At 65.9% G+C, this 18,030-nt stretch carries 19 protein-coding genes and 1 riboswitch; of the genes, 10 read left to right on the plus strand and 9 right to left on the minus strand.

The features are described from left to right. Window positions 1-60 precede the first annotated feature (60 nt). Both WOC76_RS15555 and WOC76_RS15560 read left to right on the plus strand, forming a co-directional pair. On the plus strand, window positions 61-1,773 hold the full coding sequence (locus tag WOC76_RS15555) for an APC family permease (RefSeq protein WP_341431486.1): 1,713 nt from the start codon (window positions 61-63) through the stop codon (window positions 1,771-1,773). A 99-nt stretch (window positions 1,774-1,872) separates the two neighbouring features. Further along, entirely contained in the window at window positions 1,873-2,256 is a 384-nt protein-coding gene (locus WOC76_RS15560; protein ID WP_341105587.1) for a hypothetical protein, read from the plus strand. Between the two features lie 32 nt (window positions 2,257-2,288). On the opposite strand, the gene WOC76_RS15565 is transcribed toward WOC76_RS15560, so the two are convergent. Then, a complete protein-coding gene (locus tag WOC76_RS15565; protein WP_341105586.1) occupies window positions 2,289-3,713 on the minus strand; it encodes a sensor histidine kinase in 1,425 nt (474 codons plus the stop codon). A gap of 51 nt (window positions 3,714-3,764) precedes the next feature. Next, window positions 3,765-4,898: a 2'-deoxycytidine 5'-triphosphate deaminase gene (locus WOC76_RS15570; RefSeq protein WP_341105585.1), complete on the minus strand. Its 1,134-nt coding sequence runs from the start codon at window positions 4,896-4,898 to the stop codon at window positions 3,765-3,767. Window positions 4,899-5,020: 122 nt separating this feature from the next. Next, a riboswitch (SAM riboswitch) is annotated at window positions 5,021-5,100 on the plus strand. Window positions 5,101-5,188: 88 nt separating this feature from the next. Here WOC76_RS15570 and WOC76_RS15575 point away from each other — a divergent pair. Then, complete coding sequence (locus WOC76_RS15575) at window positions 5,189-6,382, plus strand: O-succinylhomoserine sulfhydrylase (protein WP_341105584.1); 1,194 nt, start codon at window positions 5,189-5,191, stop codon at window positions 6,380-6,382. Between the two features lie 98 nt (window positions 6,383-6,480). Here the strand turns inward: WOC76_RS15575 and WOC76_RS15580 are convergent, their stop codons facing one another. The 5 genes from WOC76_RS15580 to WOC76_RS15600 form a co-directional block, all read right to left on the minus strand. Next, window positions 6,481-6,987, minus strand: a complete 507-nt coding sequence (locus tag WOC76_RS15580) for a hypothetical protein (RefSeq protein WP_341105582.1) — start codon at window positions 6,985-6,987, stop codon at window positions 6,481-6,483. A 12-nt stretch (window positions 6,988-6,999) separates the two neighbouring features. Next, a complete protein-coding gene (locus WOC76_RS15585; protein ID WP_341105581.1) occupies window positions 7,000-7,209 on the minus strand; it encodes a hypothetical protein in 210 nt (69 codons plus the stop codon). 112 nt (window positions 7,210-7,321) lie between these two features. After that, window positions 7,322-7,678, minus strand: a complete 357-nt coding sequence (locus tag WOC76_RS15590) for a DUF2946 family protein (protein WP_341105580.1) — start codon at window positions 7,676-7,678, stop codon at window positions 7,322-7,324. A gap of 147 nt (window positions 7,679-7,825) precedes the next feature. Continuing rightward, on the minus strand, window positions 7,826-10,261 hold the full coding sequence (locus WOC76_RS15595; protein ID WP_341105579.1) for a TonB-dependent receptor family protein: 2,436 nt from the start codon (window positions 10,259-10,261) through the stop codon (window positions 7,826-7,828). 153 nt (window positions 10,262-10,414) lie between these two features. Then, window positions 10,415-10,783: a hypothetical protein gene (locus WOC76_RS15600; protein WP_341105578.1), complete on the minus strand. Its 369-nt coding sequence runs from the start codon at window positions 10,781-10,783 to the stop codon at window positions 10,415-10,417. 185 nt (window positions 10,784-10,968) lie between these two features. Here WOC76_RS15600 and apaG point away from each other — a divergent pair, with 185 nt between their 5' ends. Together apaG and argE are read left to right on the plus strand one after the other, a co-directional pair. Further along, the gene (apaG, locus tag WOC76_RS15605) at window positions 10,969-11,361 is read left to right on the plus strand and encodes a Co2+/Mg2+ efflux protein ApaG (protein ID WP_341105577.1); all 393 of its coding nucleotides are present in this window, start codon (window positions 10,969-10,971) and stop codon (window positions 11,359-11,361) included. Continuing rightward, on the plus strand, window positions 11,361-12,518 hold the full coding sequence (argE, locus tag WOC76_RS15610; protein WP_341105576.1) for an acetylornithine deacetylase: 1,158 nt from the start codon (window positions 11,361-11,363) through the stop codon (window positions 12,516-12,518). The genes apaG and argE overlap by 1 nt, the downstream gene beginning before the upstream one ends. Window positions 12,519-12,540: 22 nt before the next feature. Here the strand turns inward: argE and WOC76_RS15615 are convergent, their stop codons facing one another. Beyond that, on the minus strand, window positions 12,541-12,996 hold the full coding sequence (locus WOC76_RS15615; RefSeq protein ID WP_341105574.1) for a hypothetical protein: 456 nt from the start codon (window positions 12,994-12,996) through the stop codon (window positions 12,541-12,543). A 37-nt stretch (window positions 12,997-13,033) separates the two neighbouring features. Continuing rightward, window positions 13,034-13,297: a hypothetical protein gene (locus tag WOC76_RS15620; RefSeq protein WP_341105573.1), complete on the minus strand. Its 264-nt coding sequence runs from the start codon at window positions 13,295-13,297 to the stop codon at window positions 13,034-13,036. Between the two features lie 243 nt (window positions 13,298-13,540). Here WOC76_RS15620 and yajC point away from each other — a divergent pair, with 243 nt between their 5' ends. Genes yajC through WOC76_RS15645 form a run of 5 tightly spaced genes read left to right on the plus strand, consistent with a single transcriptional unit; the run spans window position 13,541 to window position 18,030 of the window. Next, on the plus strand, window positions 13,541-14,065 hold the full coding sequence (yajC, locus tag WOC76_RS15625; RefSeq protein ID WP_341105571.1) for a preprotein translocase subunit YajC: 525 nt from the start codon (window positions 13,541-13,543) through the stop codon (window positions 14,063-14,065). Between the two features lie 56 nt (window positions 14,066-14,121). Continuing rightward, window positions 14,122-15,711 (plus strand): protein translocase subunit SecD, encoded by a 1,590-nt coding sequence (gene secD, locus WOC76_RS15630; protein WP_341105569.1) that lies wholly within the window; start codon window positions 14,122-14,124, stop codon window positions 15,709-15,711. A 15-nt stretch (window positions 15,712-15,726) separates the two neighbouring features. Next, window positions 15,727-16,821: a protein translocase subunit SecF gene (gene secF / locus WOC76_RS15635; RefSeq protein WP_341105566.1), complete on the plus strand. Its 1,095-nt coding sequence runs from the start codon at window positions 15,727-15,729 to the stop codon at window positions 16,819-16,821. 16 nt (window positions 16,822-16,837) lie between these two features. Next, complete coding sequence (locus WOC76_RS15640) at window positions 16,838-17,212, plus strand: Mth938-like domain-containing protein (protein WP_341105565.1); 375 nt, start codon at window positions 16,838-16,840, stop codon at window positions 17,210-17,212. Then, window positions 17,212-18,030 (plus strand): phytoene/squalene synthase family protein, encoded by an 819-nt coding sequence (locus WOC76_RS15645; protein ID WP_341105564.1) that lies wholly within the window; start codon window positions 17,212-17,214, stop codon window positions 18,028-18,030. The genes WOC76_RS15640 and WOC76_RS15645 overlap by 1 nt, the downstream gene beginning before the upstream one ends.

Raw genomic sequence — 18,030 nt, forward strand, 5'->3', positions numbered from 1 at the left:
TTCCTCAATTCGAAAAGATCAGACTTTTCCCTGAATTGAAATTTCAGGGAGCGCCCGATCGTGTCTTCATGCGAAGTTGAGAATGGAGATCTCGGCACTGCACAAAATGGTGGGGCGGGATCGGGCCAGATTGGCGTTCTGGGCGCATTGTCGATCGGGGTCGGCGGCATCGTTGGCGGCGGATTCTTTGCGACGTTCGGCCTTGCCGTCGTTGGGTCGCGCGGCTCGACTTATATTTCGTTCCTGCTCGGCGGCGTGCTCGCGCTTCTCACAGCCTATTCCTATGTCCGGCTGACGTTACGGTATCCCGGACCCGCCGGCACCGCCGGGTTCGTCAGGCGCGCGTTCGGGCGCTCGCTGCTGCCGGCAAGCGTCAATGTTCTCCTCATCTATAGTTACATCGCCATCATGGCGGTCTATGCGCATGCGCTCGCCGCCTATGCGGCGTCCTATTTGCCCGCTGACCATCAGACGGCTTGGCTACATCTCCTGAGTTCCGCAGGCATTTTATTACTGGGATATATCAATTTCGCAGGCGCAGCATTGATGGCGAAATTCGAGAGCCTGTTCAACATCGGCAAGCTTGCGATCCTTGCTGTTTTCATCGGGGCGGGCTTTCTGCTCGGCAGCCCGGACTGGAGCAGACTCGGCGCTGAAAATTTCGTGCCGACGACACAGATCGTCTCGAGCGGAATGATCGTTTTCCTCGCCTATGAAGGCTTCGAACTCATCTCCAATGCTTCCGCGAGAATCAGCAATCCGGAAAAGACCCTGCCCATCGCGTTCTACGGGAGCGTCGCGTCCGCGATCGTCATCTATGTCCTCGCCATCGTGGTCGCCATCGGCCACATGCCCTTCGACGCCATGAAGGAAGCCCAGAACTTTGCCTTGTCGGCCACGGCTCAGCAGTTCATGGGCTCGTTCGGTTTCGCGCTGATGACGCTCGGCGCCGTTCTCGCATCCGCTTCCGCGATCAACGCTGATTTCTTCGGCGCGTCCAAGCTACCGGTCATGCTTTCGGAGCATGGCGAGATGCCGTCCAGATTTTCGCGAGAGATCAACGGCAAACACGTCGTCAGCATGGTCTTTGTCGGGGCGATCGCCCTCCTCTGCGTGAATTTCGTCGGATTATCGGAATTGTCGGCTGCGACAAGCGGCGGCTTTCTCATTGTTTACGCCGTGGTGAACTTCGCAAATGCGAAACTGGCGCATGAAACCCGCAGCCACGAATGGGTTCCCATTCTCGCGGGGCTCTTCTGCATCGTGGCGCTCGGGGTGACGATTTACGATTTCACCCGAAGCGCCGCGACAATGAGTTCGGCCTTGGCGATTCTGGCGATCGCCCTGCTCGCAATCGCGTCGGAATTTGCGTTCTGCGCCTTCTGGCCGGACCGGGGAGCGCCCGATGCGAACCAGCCGGGCGCCGCGCCCGCGCCCGCTGGCGAGGCCACGGCCTTTGCCTGGAAAGGTCCCGCCATCGCCGCGGCTGTCCTCGCAGTTGTGGCGATTGGCGCATTGCCCCTCGTCAGAAACGCTCTTTCCGAGAAGGGGGGCGCGCCGACCCCAGTAAATGACCAGGCGCTGCAACCGGTCGACCTTGCGCCAGCAACTTCGCCTGCCGCTGAAAACGCCCCCGCCCGGGTCGTCGCTCCTGAACCGCAGAAAGCATCGCCAGCGGAGACTGCTCCAGCCGCGCCGGCCGCAATACAGAAGGCGGGCGAAGCACGCGCTGCGGGAGCCGCCTCGAAGCCGCGCAAGAAAAGAAAGAAATAGAAAAACGTTACGCTTGGCGATCGGGTGTACGGAGCCACGCCGGTGGGAAACAAGCCATCGAATCTCAGTCTGCCACAGAAAGCGCTGATTCAATATCGGATGACAGAATTCGTCATCGAGCATCTGATCGATTGCGTTCGCGCGCTCGACGGCGACCTGCATCTCGCGCTTATTCTTGCCGTCGTCGGTCAGGCGTCTCTGAAGCGTTTCGTCCATGCGCCCGAAGGCGGCCTCGACGTCTTCGACAGATCCATAAGCGCATCGCGTTTGGCCGACATCACGGGGCTCCCACGCCAGACCGTTCGCCGCAAACTCATCATTGCCCAAGAGCGCGGATGGCTGGAGCAAACAGATAATAGGGCTTGGCGGATCGTCTCCGATGGCGAACGCATCCCGGTGCGCGAGGCGTTAGAAGGGATTTATGAGCGCGGCCTCACCCGCGGGCTGAGATTTGCTGGCGAACTGAAACACCTGACCGAATAGGCGAGCGTCAATCGCGTACGGCCGTTTCAGGATCAGGCTGCCTCCCGTTCGGCCTCCGTTTCCGCCGCCGGGAGCAGGACGCGCACGATCAGCCCCCTGGGCGCGCGGTCGAGGAGCGCGACCGCGCCGCCGTGGCTCTCGACGAGGGAGCGCACGATGGAGAGGCCGAGGCCGAAGCCGCCCTTGTCCCCCATGGTGCGACCGGCCTGGCCGCGCACGAAGGGGTCGAAGACCTTCGACTTGATCTCCTCCGGAATGCCGGGCCCATCGTCCGAGACCTCGACCCGCAGACGCCCATCGGGGTCCTCGGCGACCGTGATCTCCACATTCTCCGCGTGGTTCACCGCGTTTTCCACGAGATTGGTGAAGACCCGCAGCATCTCCGAGAGCGAGCCCCGCATCATGAACTTGCCTTCGCCCGAATAGGCGACCTTGTGGCCGAGATCGTTGAACTCGTCGGCGACTGTCTGAATCACGCTGCCGAGTTCGATCAGGGAATGGTCGGCGTCCGTGGTCTCGGTTCGCAGATATTCCAGATTTTTGCGCAGCATCAGATCCATCAGGCTGATGTCGTTCTGCATCTTCCGCCGCAGTTCGGGATCGGCGATGAATTCCGTTCGCAGGCTCAGGCGCGTGATGATCGTCTTCAGATCGTGGCTGACCGCCGCCAGAATATGCGTGCGCTCGGCGATCATTCCCAGAATTCGCTCCTTCATCCCCCGGATCGCGCGGCTCAAATCCCTGATCTCGCGCGGCCCGCGATCGACGAGCGTCCCCTTGAGGCCCTCGCGGGTGGGAAAGGACTCGGCGCGGTGCGCCAGTTCCGCGAGCGGGGCGATGATGTAATTCGACAGAAAGATCATCACCGCCGCCGCGCTGATGAAGAAGAGAAAACCCATACGAACCCAGCGCGTCAGGAGGAAGGGATAGCTGGGCTCCGGCTCCCAGAGCCAGCGCCAGAGCAACCGCGGCGGCTTCCTGTGCTGCGCCACGGAGACGAGCGCATAGCCGCCTTTCTCCAGCTCCAGCGCGAGCGTGTCATGCGTCGCGTGAAAGGGCGTCGTCGCATAGGCTTTCGACGCGCCTGTCAGATGGGCGTTGATGCGACTGATCTCGGCCGCGAAAACGGGCTCATCTGTGGGGACCGGCGCAGGCCTGTCCGCGCGTATGACAATGTTCGTATAGGGCGTGGCATAGCGGATCTTGTGGATGAGCGCGTCCCTCTCCAAGGGCTGCGCAGCGTCGAGCGCGATCAGAACGCCCGTCAGAAAGTCCGCCTCCGAGACGTAATGGCGGCGCCCCTCCGACTCCATGACGTGCAGCATCAGGATGATGACGAGCTGATAGGCGATGACCGAGCCGAGGATGAGGAGCGAGATCTGGCCGAGGAGATGGTCCGGCCGCAGGCGGCGCGCAATATCCGACAACACCATACCGGGCTTCCTCCGCGTGACCATTATCCGCTTCCTCGAAGACGGCGGCGTGACGCCGCAAAAGCGCCTCGCGCCTCAGTCGGCCCCGAAGTGCTTGGCGAGCTTGAGGCCCTGCCCCTGGTAATTTGAGACGCCCCCCTCCCCGTAGAGGGATTCCGGGATCTCGGCCATGCGCTCATAGACGAGGCGGCCGATGAACTGGCCGTCCTCCAGCACGAAGGGCACCTCGCGGGAGCGGACCTCCAGCACGGCGCGCGCCGCCGGGCGGCCGTCCGGACCAGCGCCGAAGCCGGGATCGAAGAAGCCGGCGTAATGGACGCGGAACTCGCCGATGGCGGCGTCCATCGGAGCCATTTCAGCGGCCAGCTCGGCCGGTATGGCGAGCCGCTCGCGCGACGCGAGGATATAAAAATCGCCGGGATCGAGGATCAGCCGCCCGTCCCGCGCTGGAAGACGGTCCCAGTAATCGTCGATCCGATAGGCCCCCACGCGGTCGACGTCGATCACATCCGTATGTTTCTGGGCGCGATAGCCAACGACCCCGCCGAAGGCCTCGACCCCGAGCGCCACGCGCAGCACCATGCCGTCGCGCAGGTTGAGCGGGCCGTCGACGAGCGGAAGGCGCGCATGCAGTTCGGCCAGCGCGGCGTCGGAGAGCGCCAGCGCCCCCTGCCCTTGCCCGTGTCCCTGTCCCCCACGGGCGCGAAAGCGAAGCTGGTTGAGCCGCGAGCCCATGCGCGCCCGGATGGAGAAGCTGCGCGGCGAAACCTCGGCGTAGAGCGGCCCCTGATAGCCGGGCGCGACCTCATCGAAACGCTCGCCCCGGTCTGTGATGAGGCGGGTGAAGATGTCGAGCCGTCCCGTCGAGCTCTTGGGATTGGCGGCGCCCGAGACGTTTTCGGGCAGCGTGAGGCGCTCCATCAGCGGCACGACATAGACGCAGCCGCGCTCTAGTATCGCACCGCCGCCTTCGAGCGACATCTCGTCATAGGCGAGCGCCGAGAGGATGTCCTTGACGCCGCGATCCTTGCCGGGCAGGAAGCTCGCGCGCACGCGATAGGCCGTCGGGCCGAGCCGAAGATCGAGGCTCGCGGGCTGTATCTGGCCTTTGGCCAGCGGCGCGGCCACGCGGATCTCCCCCGCCTCGGCCATGGCCGCGATCTGCCGGCTGGAGAGCACGCCGGCCTGCGAATGTTCCAAAGGCGTCATGCCGCGCCACAACTCCGGTGCCGATAAAGCTCTCCAGACGGGATAGCGCCCGGCCCCGAAAAGGGCAAATCGCGCGCCGCCCGGCGTCAGGATGCGATTGACACGCCCGCCCGCTTTTCGGATTACTGAGTCGTGGTTATTTGAGCCGGCCGGCTTGCCGCCACGTTAAACCAAAGGGCTAAAAGGCCGGGTCTCCCGCTCGGAAACCCGTTTTTTGCCAACCGCGGCGCGCTTTTAGAGGCCGCTGCATGATCGGCGCGCGCCACGCGCGCGCCCCGAGGGAGAGAAGAATGTCCAAAGACGCCCCGCGCAAGCTCAGGCCGGCCACCCAGCTCGTCCATGGCGGGACGACGCGCTCCCCCTTCGGCGAAATGTCGGAGGCGCTTTTTCTGACGCAAAGCTTCGCCTATCCGACGATGGAGGCGGCCGAGGCGCGCTTCAAGGGCGATGATCCGGGCTTCATCTATTCGCGCTTCTCCAATCCGACCGTCGCCATGTTCGAACAGCGCATGACGCTGCTCGAAGGCGCGGAAGCCGCCCGCGCCACGGCGAGCGGCATGGCCGCCGTCACGGCGAGCCTGCTCGCGCAGGTTAAGGCCGGCGACCATGTGGTCGCGGCGCGCGCCCTCTTCGGGTCCTGTCTTTATGTCGTGGAGGATCTCCTGCCCCGGCTCGGGGTCGCCTCGACGCTCGTCGACGGCGCCGATCTTTCTCAGTGGAAGGCCGCCATTCGCCCGGAAACCAAGCTCTTCTTTCTGGAAAGCCCCACCAATCCGGGCCTCGAGGTCTATGATCTGAAAGCCATCGCCGACCTCGCCCATGAGGCGGGCGCCCGCCTCGTCGTCGACAATGTCTTCGCGACGCCCCTCTTGCAGAAGCCCCTGGAGCTCGGCGCCGACGTCGTCGTTTATTCAGCGACGAAACACATCGACGGCCAGGGCCGCTGCCTCGGCGGGATCATTCTGTCCTCGCAGGCGATCATCGAGGAAAGCATTCATAACTTCTTGCGCCAGACCGGCCCGGCGATGTCGCCCTTCAACGCCTGGGTCATGCTCAAGGGACTGGAGACGCTTTCCCTGCGCGTCGGCCAGCAGACGGCGAGCGCGGGGCGGATCGCGGATTTCCTCGCCGAGCAGAAGGGCGTGGCCAAAGTGCTCTACCCCTTCCGCGCCGACCATCCGCAGGCGGCGCTCGCCCGCAGGCAGATGCGCGGCGGCGGCACGCTGGTGAGCTTTTATCTCGAGAGCAAGGAACAGGCGTTCCGGCTCGCCAACGCGCTCCAGATCATCAAGATTTCCAACAATCTCGGCGACGCCAAGAGCCTCGTCACCCATCCGGCGACGACGACGCATCAGCGTCTCACCCCGGAGGCGCGCGCCACGCTCGGCATCACCGACGGCATGTTGCGCCTCTCGGTCGGCCTCGAAGATGTGGACGATCTGATCGAGGATCTCGCCGAAGGCCTGGCGGCCGCCCGGCGTTGAAGCCTGGTTTGATCCGAGGAAATCGGATCGAGGCGCCAGCGTCTTGTTTTGTCGCGCTTTCTACCGCCGAGCCGGTTCCCACTTCGGAGGAAATCGCTTCAGACTTCCCGCGTCGTCGCCGCAAGGAGGCAATCGGCGTCGACGCGGGCGTTTGCGTGAGCTGCGGAGAAAAACGCCGGCGGCGCGCGGGCCCGGTTCGACAGCCGGGGCCGAGGCGCCGGCGCGGCGTGGTCCGCCACCATCCAGGGGAGGTTAGCAGGCTGGATGGGCGCCATGCCGGCGTGACCGGGCCACGCCGCTGGGGGTGCGGCGCCGCGGCAGAGCGTCTGACAGAGGACGCAGTCGATGCCGCGATCGTTGGCGGGGCCCGGCCGCCCCTTCTGCGCATCGGACAGGGGCGCGCCCGATGCGAAACAAATAAAGAAGGACGCGAACGTCTCCGTCCGTCCCGCGGCGACGCGCGCCGCGAGCGGCGCCGCGAAAGGCGCGCTCGCCAGCAGCGCGGCCGCCATCAGCAGGACATGCCCGACCGCTTGTCCAAGGACACGGCCGAACAGGCCCGCCGCGCCGGCGCGCAGGGACGATAGGGAGACCAGACGCGTCACATCCGCATCCGACTAGGAGGCGACGCGCGGAAAGCGCGCGCGTCGTTCGAGATCGATCAGTCGGATGGCCTGGCCGTGCATGTCGCGCCAGAGCCCCAGCGAGGCGAGCGTCGCGGCCGCGGTCGCATGGTCCTTTTCCTGCTTCTCGCGCGTTTTCAGCTTTGCGAGCGCGGCCTGCGCCAAGGCGCAACGCCGCCCGCTCGGCGGTTTCTCGATGCCCATCGCATTATTCTCCCGATCGCCGCTTCGCGCGGCCTTCTATTGCGTGTGGTCAAGCGTATGCGCACGCCCGAAGACGGGCGATCGGCGCAGTGTTGCCATCAGCGTGTGAAGATCAGGCGAAACGTGGCGGGGCGCGGGCCTGACGGGAGACATCGCGCGCCGTCGCCAGCGGCGCAAAGTCGACCGCCGCCCATGCGAGCCGCGACCAATGGAGAGACGCGAAGGCGAGCGCGACGGGTCGGCCCGCGACAGGCGCGACGCCATCGCAAAAGGCCTGGCAAAGCGCGCAGTCCTGATGATGGCGATGCGTGTGACCCGGCGACTGTTGCGGCGCGGCGTCGGTCGCCTTCTGGCAGAATTCAAAGAGCCCAGTCGCGTCATGCGCGGCGGCGACGCCATTCGCGACCGGCGCGATGGCCTGAACGGCCAGCGCCAGAGCGAAGAGAGCAACTGTTAGCCACCGCGGCATGAAGGCGCCTTGATCTCGAACCCGGAAACGCGAACGTCGTTATAGAAGCAAAATAAGCAGTCAGCCGCAAGCGATCACATCAATTGGCGGCTCAATTATTGGAGTAACCCCGCGCCGGACTCTCGGCGCGGGGAAGAGGCCCGTTCCTCAGAATTTGAACCGCACGCCGCCCTGGAACAGGCGCGGATTGCCGGCGTAGATCGACCCCGTCGCGTTCTGCGCAAGCGTCGTATAGCCGGCCTGAACGACCTGCCCGTTCACGAGGCCAGCCTGGTTCTGGATATTGTTCGCCGAAGCGATCCAGTTCCGATCGAAGATGTTGCGCACCTCGAAATAGGCTGAAAAGTGCTTCAGCCAGAGAAAGTCCACGTCCCTGTCGAGATGGACGTTGGCGCTGACGAGGCCATAGCTGGGAATCGTCAGAACATTGCCATTATCGATGTAATAGGAGCTTTGATAGGTATATTCGACGAAAGCGCCGAGCCCCCTGAAATCGCCGAACGGCACGTCATAGGCGAGACGCCCGGTTGCGTTATGGGGCGCGACGCCCGGGATCTTGTAACCCGCGCGGTCGAAATAGCCGGTCCGGGCCGCCGTGCCGATCTGCTCCACAAATTCGGTGAAGATCTGGTTGTTGTAGGTGTAATTCGCCATGACGCGCACGCCTTCGAGCGGGCGCCAGTCGAGGAGCGCCTCGACGCCGCGATGGACGGAGCCCGGCGCATTGAAGGTGTAATTCAGGAGCCCCACGCCAGGCGACTGGGTCAGTTGCTCGTTTTGATACCACTCGTAGAAGCCGGTGAGGCTGAGCAGCACCGTCTCGTGCGGCTTCCAGTCGAAGCCCATGTCGATGCCCGTATTGCGCTGCGTTTTCAGGTCGGTGTTGGCGCCGGGCCTGCCCTGCTGATTGACGAAGAGCTGACCGGGATTGGGCGTGCCATAGCCGCTCGAGGCGCGGAAATGCGTCAGAAGGTCGGGCATGGCGCGCCAGGTCACCGACGCCTCGGGCCCGAAGTTCCAATAGGTCTTGTTGACGCCAACGTCCTGATAGGACGAGATTTGCCCGATCTGCACGCCCCTCTGGAAATAGGTGTATTGCTGCTGGAGCGCGGCGATCTTGGTCATTTCGGCGGCGAGGCCGAGCACCATCGTCACGTCCTTGGAGAGCGCCACCTCCTCGCGCCCGCGGCCGCCGAGATTCTGCATCATGGCGTTCTGCTGCGCCTGAAGCGCGCCCGTCGCGCCGACGCCGACCGGGAGCGTGTTGTTCGTATAGCTCGTGTAGCGCGTGCGGTTGAAATAGAGGCCCGCGAAATGCCGCGCCTCGTAGCCGAGCAGCGATCCGACCTTCGTCACATCGGTCGTGGCGTTGACGGACGGCTCGTCCTGCAGGGCCGCCTGGGCGCCCGTCGGCTGGATGATGTTCTTGTCGTCGTAGATGACCTGGGTGCGCCATTTGGTGTTGACGTCGAAATCATGCTCCCAGCGCAGGCCGACGATGTCGCGCCGGTCGTTGCGGTTGAAGCCCGCGAGCCAGGCCGTGGTGCGGTAATTGATCTGGCCGGTCCGGGCGTTGAGGCCGTCGATCGGCACCTGCGCCGTGGCGCAGAGGTTGGTGAAGAACGTCGTCGCGGCGCCCGCCTGCGGCGCGGCGTAACAGCCATACTGATAGGGGTTGAGATAGTACTGGTTGAGCGACAGCCGGCCCGAAAGATCGCTGTAGAGCTGATTGTGAATGAACTTGAAGGTCAGAAGGTCGTCGGGCGTCACCTGCCATCTGGCGGTGGCGTTCACGGTCTGCGTATCGCCGCGCGTATGGAGCGTGAAGCCCTGCTGGCGCACGTCGCTGGCGAAAACGGCGATGTCGAAATTGTCCCGCTTCTTGCCGACCGCGACGAAATTGTTGAGATAGCCATAGGAGCCGGTTTCGACGCCATAATCGACGCCGTCGATCTCGGCGCCGGTTCGGGTGCGCCAATTGATCGCGCCGCCATTGGCGTAATTGCCGAAGAGCGCCGAAGAGGGGCCGCGATAGACGTCGACGCCCGCATAGGCGTGCGGATCGGTCAGATCGGTGCGCGACAGGCCGTCGGGCTGCGTCACCGAGAAGCCGTCCTCGAGCATGACGATGTTGCGCACGCCGAAGCCGTTGCGGGCGGAGGAGCCGCGAATCGAGATCACGACGTCGCGCAGGCCGTTGCCCTGCTTGAACGAGACGCCGGGGCTGTATTGCAACATCTCGCGGACGGTCACGAGCGGCTGATTCTTGAAGTCGGTCCCCCGCACCGTCGTGAAGGTCTGGCCGGTCGGCTGCCGATAGACCGGGAGGTTCAGCTTCTCCGGGCTGAAGCCGGGCGCCGCGGCGAGATCGGGATTCGCCGAGGTGGAGAGAGACCCGGCCGGAGTCGTCACACGCGGCGCCGAATTGACGCGGGCGGCCGTCGCAGGGCCGCGCCGGGCGGCGGAGGCCCGCGCGCCGCCGACCTCGATCGTGGGAAGCGATTGCTGCGCGACGGCGGAAGAGGCGACGAGAAGGGCGAGCGCCTGGATCGAGGCGGCGCCCATGAGATGATGACGGGACATGTGCCTGGCTTTCTGGGATTTTTGCATGCGGCCCCGGCGCCGCGCGCGGGGTCGCGCGCAAACGGCCGCAGGATCGCGGAACAAGCGGAGACAGGGCGCGGGCGAGACCGCGAGCCCTTGTTATCTGGACGGAAACGTTCGCCCGGTCGGGCGTCAGGCGCGGTCGAAGCCAGGCGGCGGACCGCGCGCAAATCGGGATTGCGCCAGGCGCGACGGAATCCTGCCGGTTTCATTGGCGATATGGCCAGCGACGCGCATGGCTCGCGGCGCAATCGGAAAGGAACTGAACGCCGCGAGTGAGACAGCCGGCGGCCCCGCGCACAGGAAGCAGGAGTCGCAATGTTGATGGCGGCCATCCTGACGGCTATCGGCCGCACCCTCGGACTGACCGGTCATTGCGGCGCAGTGCGCCTTCAACGCAAGTTCCGCTGACGTCGCGCGCGCAACCCCGACCCCGCCGGCAATCGTCTGTATGGCCAGAGCAAGTGCGAGAAGCAGCGCGCGAAGCGAGGACGGACTCATCGGTGTTTCCGAACTATTTCGGACGACAATTGCGCAGCCTGCCGTGTGTGAGCAAGCGCCTGCGCCGAGTTTGGGCTCAAAATTCGAAGCTGTGCTTTATTTGCCACATCCGCTTGCGCAACGCATATCCGGTCAGGCGAGAAAGACATTCCCCTTTCGCGACGAGCGTTCTAAGATTCCACGCCATGTATATCGCCATCACCAACGACATACAGGTCACGGCCCTGCCGGATTTCCTGCCGGACCGTTCGGACCCCGACCAGGGGCGCTACTTCTGGTCCTATACGATCGAGATCGCCAATCTCGGTCGTACGCGCGTGCAGCTTCTGTCGCGGCACTGGATCATCATCGACGCCAACGGCCGCCGCGAGGAAGTGCGCGGGCCTGGCGTCATCGGCGAACAGCCGGTGCTGGAGCCGGGCGAAACATTTCGCTACGCCTCTGGCTGTCCGCTGATGACCCCTTCGGGCATGATGCAGGGCAGCTATCGGATGGTGACCGACGCCGGCGAGGCGTTCGATGTGGAAATCCCCGCCTTTTCACTCGACAGCCCCCTCTCCAACCCCACGTTGAACTGATGGACGCACTCGAACGCGCAATCGACATGACGGCGCGGCTCGTCGCCTTCGACACGGAAAGCTCCCGGTCGAATCTGCCGCTCATCGACTTCGTCGAAGCCTATCTGCGCGAACAGGGCGTCTCCTTCGTACGCGCGCCCAACGCCGCCGGGGACAAAGCGGCGATCTTCGCCACCATCGGGCCGATGGCGCCGGGCGGCGTGGTGCTCTCTGGCCATACCGACGTCGTGCCCGTGGAGGGGCAGGAATGGAGCGCGGACCCCTTCACCCTGCGCCGGGAGAACGGCCGCCTCTACGGCCGCGGCGCCGTGGACATGAAGGGGTTCGGCGCCGTCGCGCTGGCGATGATCCCGGAATTCCGGAAAGCGGCGCTGTCGCGGCCCATCCATATCTTGCTGAGCTACGACGAGGAGACGACCTGTCTCGGCCCGCTCGAGGTGATCGCGCGGCTCGGCGTCGATCTGCCCCGGCCCAATGCCGTGATCGTCGGCGAGCCCACCTCCATGCAGGTCGCCGACGCGCACAAGAGCGTCACAACGCATCTGACCCGCGTCAGGGGGTTCGAGATTCACTCGGCCAATCTGCATCGCGGCGTCAGCGCCGTGCATGTCGCCTGCCGGCTCGTCGTGGAGCTGGAGCGGATCGCCGAGGAGCTGCGCGGCGCCGGCGATCCCTCCGGGCGTTTCGATCCGCCCTATTCGACCATTCACGTCGGCGTCATCAAGGGCGGCACGGCGCGCAACATCGTCGCCAGGGACTGCCAGTTCGAATGGGAGTTTCGCGGCCTGCCGAACTCCGATCCCCTGTTCGCCCACGACCGGCTCGCGGCCTATGCGGCGGAACTCGGCAAGACCGTCTTCGCCGGCTTCCCGCAATGCGGAATCGACATCGACACGCTGGTGAAAGTGCCGGGCCTTGCGCCCGAGCCCGGCTCCAGCGCCGAGACGCTGGCTTTGCGTCTGGCGCGACGCAACAGCACCATCGCCGTGCCCTACGCGACCGAGGCCGGACACTTCCAGCGGGCGGGCGCGCCGACAGTCGTCTGCGGGCCGGGTCGAATCGATCAGGCGCACCAACCCGATGAATATATCGAGGTCTCGGAGCTGGCGGCCTGCGTCGATTTCATGCGGGCGCTGGCGCGCGAACTGGAGGCCTGAGCGGCCTCCGGCTCCTTTCCCGTCAGTCGCAGACCCACTTCCAGTTCTGGCGCCACTGGCTCCAGCGCCAGCACGGCCCGACGCCGTAGCCCCACCAGCGGCCGTTCCACCAACGCTGTCCGCCGGGTCCGGGGCCATAGCCGCCGCCCCATCCCCGGCGCCGGTCGTAGTCCCAGCCACGACGGTCATAATCGCCGCGCCGGCCGTCCCAGTTGCGGCCGCGATCGTCATAGCCGCGACGATCGCCGTCGCCGCGGCGGCCGTCGCTCCAGCCGCCTCCGCCGTCGCGGTCGCGGTCCCCGCGACGCTCCCAGTTTCCGCCGCTATCCTGGCCGTACCCGCCCCGGCCGCCGTCATTATCGCCGCGACCGACATAGCCGCGATCGCCGTCGCTCCAGCCCTGCGCCGACGCCGCCGCCGGCAGGACGAGCGCGCCCCCGAGCGCGGCCGCCCGAGCCATTTTCCAAACCCCGATCATCGTCACCCTTCCTTTTTCGCGAGCGTGAGGGATCCGCTCAGCAGGACCAGACCCACTGACCATACCACCAGCGCCAACAGGCGCCGCCATGTCCGGCAGGCCAGCCGTAGGGCGGTGTATAGTAGCCGCTTCCCTGCCAGCCGTAGCCGCCATGCCAGGCCCCACGGCCGCCCCAATAGCGGCCATGCCTGCCCCGATCTCCATGCCAATCGCCGTCGCCCCAGCCGCGCCAGGCGAGGGCCGGCGGCGGCGAGAGCAGCGCGCCGGCGACGAGCGCGCCCAACAAAATCTTTCTGATCATCGTTTCTCCACGCAAAGCGCCCGGCGCGTGAGCGAGCATACGCCAGCTGCGCCGTTCCCGTCTTGACCCGCCTCCGCGGCGGATTGTGGGCGAACCGGCTTGCCTGTCGACGGCGGCCCGCTCCCGCCCGCCAAACGCGCTATCGGCATTGCTTTCGTAAGTCGAGCGGCTATAGTCCGCGCCCATTCCGAGCCCGCCCGACGCGCGAATGCGCGCGCCGCGCCGCCAAACAGAGACGCTGCGATGAAACTGATCCCGGACGCCCTGGCGCAAACCGAACAGCCGGCCGCCGTCACGCCCCCCGCGCCCGCCACGCCGGCGCCGAGCACGCCCGCGCAGACGACCCAGACGGGGACGGCGGCCAGCGGCGCGCCGGACGCGGCGTCTCAGCCTCCGTCGATCTCCGATCTTGTCGCCCAGCTCGTCCCGATCTTCGTGGTGATGGGCATTGTCTACATCCTCGTCATCCGCCCGCGCGCCCGCCGCGAGAAGGAGCAGCTCGCCGCCCTGCGCAACGTGCGCCGCGGCGACACCATCGTGACGACCGGCGGCCTTGTCGGCAAGGTGACGAAATCCATCGACGACAATGAGGTCGAGCTGGAGATCGCCGCCAACACCCGCATCCGCCTGTTGCGCACGGCGATCGCCGAAGTGCGCGCCAAGGGCGAGCCGGTGAAGGAACAGCCGGCCGCGCCGGCGAAGCCCGCCAACGAATCCAAGGCGCCCGCCAAGTCGGCTCCGAAGCCCGACGCCAAGGCGAAATCCTGATCGGCCGGAGCTCTCCGGCCTTTCGCCTGCCCCCCTAGAGACGAAATAGCGACACGATGCTGCGATTCTCGACCTGGAAATTCTTTGCGATCGTGGCGATGACGCTCGCCGCCGTCCTCGTGGTGGCGCCGAGCATGCTGTCGCCCGCGCATTACGAAGCGCTGAAGGCCCGGCTGCCGTCCTGGCTCGTGCCGCCGACCATCGTGCTCGGCCTCGACCTCCAGGGCGGCTCGCACGTCATGCTCGAGGTGGATCAGGCGGACCTCGTGTCCACCCAGGTCAAGAATCTGCGCGACGACGTGCGCCGCATTCTTCGCGAGGAGAAGGTGGCGATCACGGGCGGCATCGGCGCGACGCCGCGCGGCGTGCAGCTGCGCGTCGCCGACGCCGCGGATCGCGAGAAGATCCTTCCCAAGCTGCGGTTGCTGCGCAACAGTTTCAGCAACAATCTCGGCGGCCAGCCGCCCCTCGAGGTCGAATCGACTCCCGAGGGGCTGATCCGCGTCACCGTCACCGATGCGGGCGTGCGCGACAAGTCGCGCAAGGCCGTGGAGCAGTCCATCGAAGTCATCCGCCGCCGCGTCGACGCGCTCGGCACGCGCGAGCCGTCGATCCAGCGCCAGGGCGACGACCGCGTGCTGGTTCAGGTTCCGGGCCTTCAGGACCCGCAGACGCTCAAGGAGATTCTCGGCCAGACCGCCAAGCTCGAATTCCGCCTCGTGGCCGAGCCCGGCCAGAACCCTTCGGAAGTCGAGGAGCTGGAGCAGGTCGAGGGCGAGGGCAAACTGCCGATCGAGAAGCAGGTCATGGTTCAGGGCGAGGATTTGACCGACGCCCAGCCCGGCTTCGACCAGCAGCGCAGCGGCGAGCCGGTCGTGAACTTCCGCTTCAACATTCGCGGCGCGCAGAAATTCGGCGACGTGACCTCGAAGAACGTCGGCCGCCTCTTCGCCATCGTGCTCGACAACAAGGTCATCTCGGCGCCGCGCATCCTGACGCCGATCACCGGCGGCTCGGGCCAGATTTCCGGCCATTTCACGGTCGAGCAGGCGAATAATCTCTCGATCCTGCTGCGCGCGGGCGCCCTGCCCGCCAAGCTCAACATCGTCGAGGAGCGCACCGTCGGCCCCGGCCTCGGCCAGGACTCGATCGACGCCGGCAAGCGCGCCGCCTATGTCGGCGCCGGGCTCGTCGTGATCTACATGCTGATCACCTACGGCGTCTTCGGCGTCTTCGCCAATCTCGCCTTGTTCGTCCATATCGCCTTCATCTTCGCGGGCCTGGTCCTCCTCGGCTCGACGCTGACGCTGCCGGGCATCGCCGGAATCGTGCTCACCATCGGCATGGCGGTGGACTCCAACGTGCTGATCTATGAGCGCATTCGCGAGGAAAACCATGCCGGGCGCTCGATAATCGCGTCGCTCGACGCGGGCTTCAACCGCGCCTTCGCGACCATCGTCGACTCCAATGTGACGATGTTCGTCGCCGCGGCGATTCTCTATTTCCTGGGGTCCGGCCCCGTGCGCGGCTTCGCCGTGTCGCTGGCGCTCGGCATCCTCACGACCATCGTCACCGCCGTGACCATGACCCGCATGATGATTGCGGTCTGGTATCACTATGCGCGCCCGACCAAGCTGCCGATCTAAGAGGCGAAAAGACCGATGAAACTCCTGCGCCTCGCTCCGGAGAACACGAAATTCCCCTTCATGCGCTTCCGGCGCGTGAGCTACCCCTTCTCGGCGCTGCTGTCGCTCATCGCCGTCGCCCTGTTCATCTTCAAGGGCATGAATTTCGGCATCGACTTCGCCGGCGGCACGGTGATCGAACTGCGCGCCAAGTCCGGCGCGGCCGAGGTGGGCTCGCTGCGCACGCTCGGCGAGAGCCTCAAGCTCGGCGACATCGAGGTGCAGGCCTTCGGAAATCCCGCGGACGCCACGCTGCGTTTCGGCCTCCAGCCCGGCGGGGACAAGGCGCAGCAGGACGCCGTCGAGCGGGTTCGCGGCGCCGTTGGCGCCCAATATGACCTGCGCCGCGTCGAGGTCGTGGGTCCGCGCGTCTCGAACGAACTCGTTCAGTCCGGCACGCTCGGCGTGGTTCTCTCGATCATCGCGGTCCTGACCTATCTGTGGTTCCGCTTCGAATGGCAATTCGCCATCGGCGCGGTGATCGCGACTATGCACGATCTGCTGCTGACGGTCGGCTTCTTCTCGATCACGCAGCTCGAATTCAACACCACCTCGATCGCGGCGATCCTGACGATCGTTGGCTACTCGCTCAACGAAACAGTCGTGGTGCTCGACCGAATCCGCGAAAACATGCGCAAATACAAGAAGATGGCGACAGCCCAGATGATCGACATGTCGATCAACGCCGTCCTCCCGCGCACGATCATGACCGCGACGACGGTGATGCTCGCCCTCATCGCCCTGGTCGCCTTTGGCGGACAGGTGATCCGCTCCTTCTCGCTGGCGATGATCTGGGGCATTTTCGTGGCGACCTATTCGTCGATCTTCATCTGCTCGCCCATGCTGATCTATCTCGGCCTGCGCAACGACGAGCAGGGCCGCAAGACGGAGACGGAGCAGCCGGAGTCGGACGTCGCAACCGATACCGACGATCACTCCGAGCCGGCGGCCTTCGCCTCCATGTACGACGATGTCGGCGACACGCCGGTCCCCGCCGCGCCGGCGCAAAAGCGCCCCACGCAGAAGCCGGCCGCGAGGTCCAAATCGAGCGCGCGCCGCAGGCCAAGGTAATCGCGGGGCGCATCAGATGACTGCCCAGCAAGGCTATGTCCCGGGCCGCCACAGGATCGACGATTACGGCGGGGGCGGCTTTCGCTTCGCCGACATGTCGCATCGCGGCTCGATCCTCGCCCTCCCTACCGGCATCAGGGCCATTCCGCCAGCTGCCTGGAACGAGATCGACGCCGCGTGCGTGGATCTCGCGCTTGCCGAGGGGGGCGACCTCGATCTCTTGATTTTCGGCACGGGCAAGGACCTCATGCCGGTCGCCTCCGCGCTGCGCGCCAGACTTCGCGCGGCGGGCGTCGGCAGCGAGATCATGTCGACGGGCGCCGCCGTGCGCACCTACAACATGCTGGTCGACGAGGGGCGCCGCGTCGCCGCGCTGCTGATCGCCGTCTGATGGCAGACCCCTCCCCCGCCAGCGACGAACATTACGCTCATTGCGAGACGCTGCTGCGCGAGCGCGACCGCGATCTGTGGCTTGCCTGTCTCTTCGCGCCGCAGCCCGCGCGCCGGCACATTCACGCCGTTTACGCCTATGCGATCGAGGCCGCCGATGTGCGCGCGCGGGTCTCGCAGCCGCTCCTGGGCGAAATGCGGCTGCGCTGGTGGAGCGACGCGCTCACGAGCGGCGACACCGAGGGAATGCGCGCGCATCCGGTCGCCGACGCGCTGCTCGACACCGTGGCGCGTTTCGACCTGCCGCGAGACGAACTCACCGCCCTCGCCGACGCCCATGTGGCCGATCTCTACGACGATCAGACGCCCGACCTCGTCACGCTCGAGCACTACTGCCGCCTGACCAGCGCCGGGCCAATGCGCTGGGCGGCGCGGATATTGGGCGCGGACCCCTCCCCGGCTTTCGAGGAGGCGGGCCTGGCGCTTGGGCTCATGCGCATCCTGCGCGCCCCCGCCGGCGCCTTCATCCCTCTCGATCTCCTGACGCGGCACGAGGCCGACATTCACGCCGATTCGCCCGGCCTGCGGGCGGCCCATGCCGAACTGCGCCGGGAGGCGCTCCGGCATTACGAGGCGGCCCGCCGCACGGCGCAGACGCTCCGCAAGGGCCGCGAGGCCCTGCTGCCGGCCGCGACCGTTCCTCTTTATGTGGCGCGGATGAGTGGCGCGGATTACGATCCTCTGCGCGGCGCGAGAGAGCTTTCGCCACTGCGTCGACAATGGCGGCTGTGGCGCGCCGCGCGCGGCGCCGGCCTCTAA

The sequence above is a fragment of the Methylocystis sp. IM3 genome (assembly GCF_038070105.1).
Classification (GTDB): Bacteria; Pseudomonadota; Alphaproteobacteria; order Rhizobiales; family Beijerinckiaceae; genus Methylocystis.

Excerpts from the sequence above, each read along its gene's own strand:
- WOC76_RS15560 (WP_341105587.1), top strand. The coding sequence starts at position 1,873 with ATGACAGAATTCGTCATCGAGCATCTGATCGATTGCGTTCGCGCGCTC.
- WOC76_RS15565 (WP_341105586.1), bottom strand. The coding sequence starts at position 3,713 with ATGGTCACGCGGAGGAAGCCCGGTATGGTGTTGTCGGATATTGCGCGC.
- WOC76_RS15570 (WP_341105585.1), bottom strand. The coding sequence starts at position 4,898 with ATGACGCCTTTGGAACATTCGCAGGCCGGCGTGCTCTCCAGCCGGCAG.
- WOC76_RS15575 (WP_341105584.1), top strand. The coding sequence starts at position 5,189 with ATGTCCAAAGACGCCCCGCGCAAGCTCAGGCCGGCCACCCAGCTCGTC.
- WOC76_RS15585 (WP_341105581.1), bottom strand. The coding sequence starts at position 7,209 with ATGGGCATCGAGAAACCGCCGAGCGGGCGGCGTTGCGCCTTGGCGCAG.
- WOC76_RS15590 (WP_341105580.1), bottom strand. The coding sequence starts at position 7,678 with ATGCCGCGGTGGCTAACAGTTGCTCTCTTCGCTCTGGCGCTGGCCGTT.
- WOC76_RS15595 (WP_341105579.1), bottom strand. The coding sequence starts at position 10,261 with ATGTCCCGTCATCATCTCATGGGCGCCGCCTCGATCCAGGCGCTCGCC.
- WOC76_RS15600 (WP_341105578.1), bottom strand. The coding sequence starts at position 10,783 with ATGAGTCCGTCCTCGCTTCGCGCGCTGCTTCTCGCACTTGCTCTGGCC.
- apaG (WP_341105577.1), top strand. The coding sequence starts at position 10,969 with ATGTATATCGCCATCACCAACGACATACAGGTCACGGCCCTGCCGGAT.
- argE (WP_341105576.1), top strand. The coding sequence starts at position 11,361 with ATGGACGCACTCGAACGCGCAATCGACATGACGGCGCGGCTCGTCGCC.
- WOC76_RS15615 (WP_341105574.1), bottom strand. The coding sequence starts at position 12,996 with ATGATCGGGGTTTGGAAAATGGCTCGGGCGGCCGCGCTCGGGGGCGCG.
- WOC76_RS15620 (WP_341105573.1), bottom strand. The coding sequence starts at position 13,297 with ATGATCAGAAAGATTTTGTTGGGCGCGCTCGTCGCCGGCGCGCTGCTC.
- yajC (WP_341105571.1), top strand. The coding sequence starts at position 13,541 with ATGAAACTGATCCCGGACGCCCTGGCGCAAACCGAACAGCCGGCCGCC.
- secD (WP_341105569.1), top strand. The coding sequence starts at position 14,122 with ATGCTGCGATTCTCGACCTGGAAATTCTTTGCGATCGTGGCGATGACG.
- secF (WP_341105566.1), top strand. The coding sequence starts at position 15,727 with ATGAAACTCCTGCGCCTCGCTCCGGAGAACACGAAATTCCCCTTCATG.
- WOC76_RS15640 (WP_341105565.1), top strand. The coding sequence starts at position 16,838 with ATGACTGCCCAGCAAGGCTATGTCCCGGGCCGCCACAGGATCGACGAT.
- WOC76_RS15645 (WP_341105564.1), top strand. The coding sequence starts at position 17,212 with ATGGCAGACCCCTCCCCCGCCAGCGACGAACATTACGCTCATTGCGAG.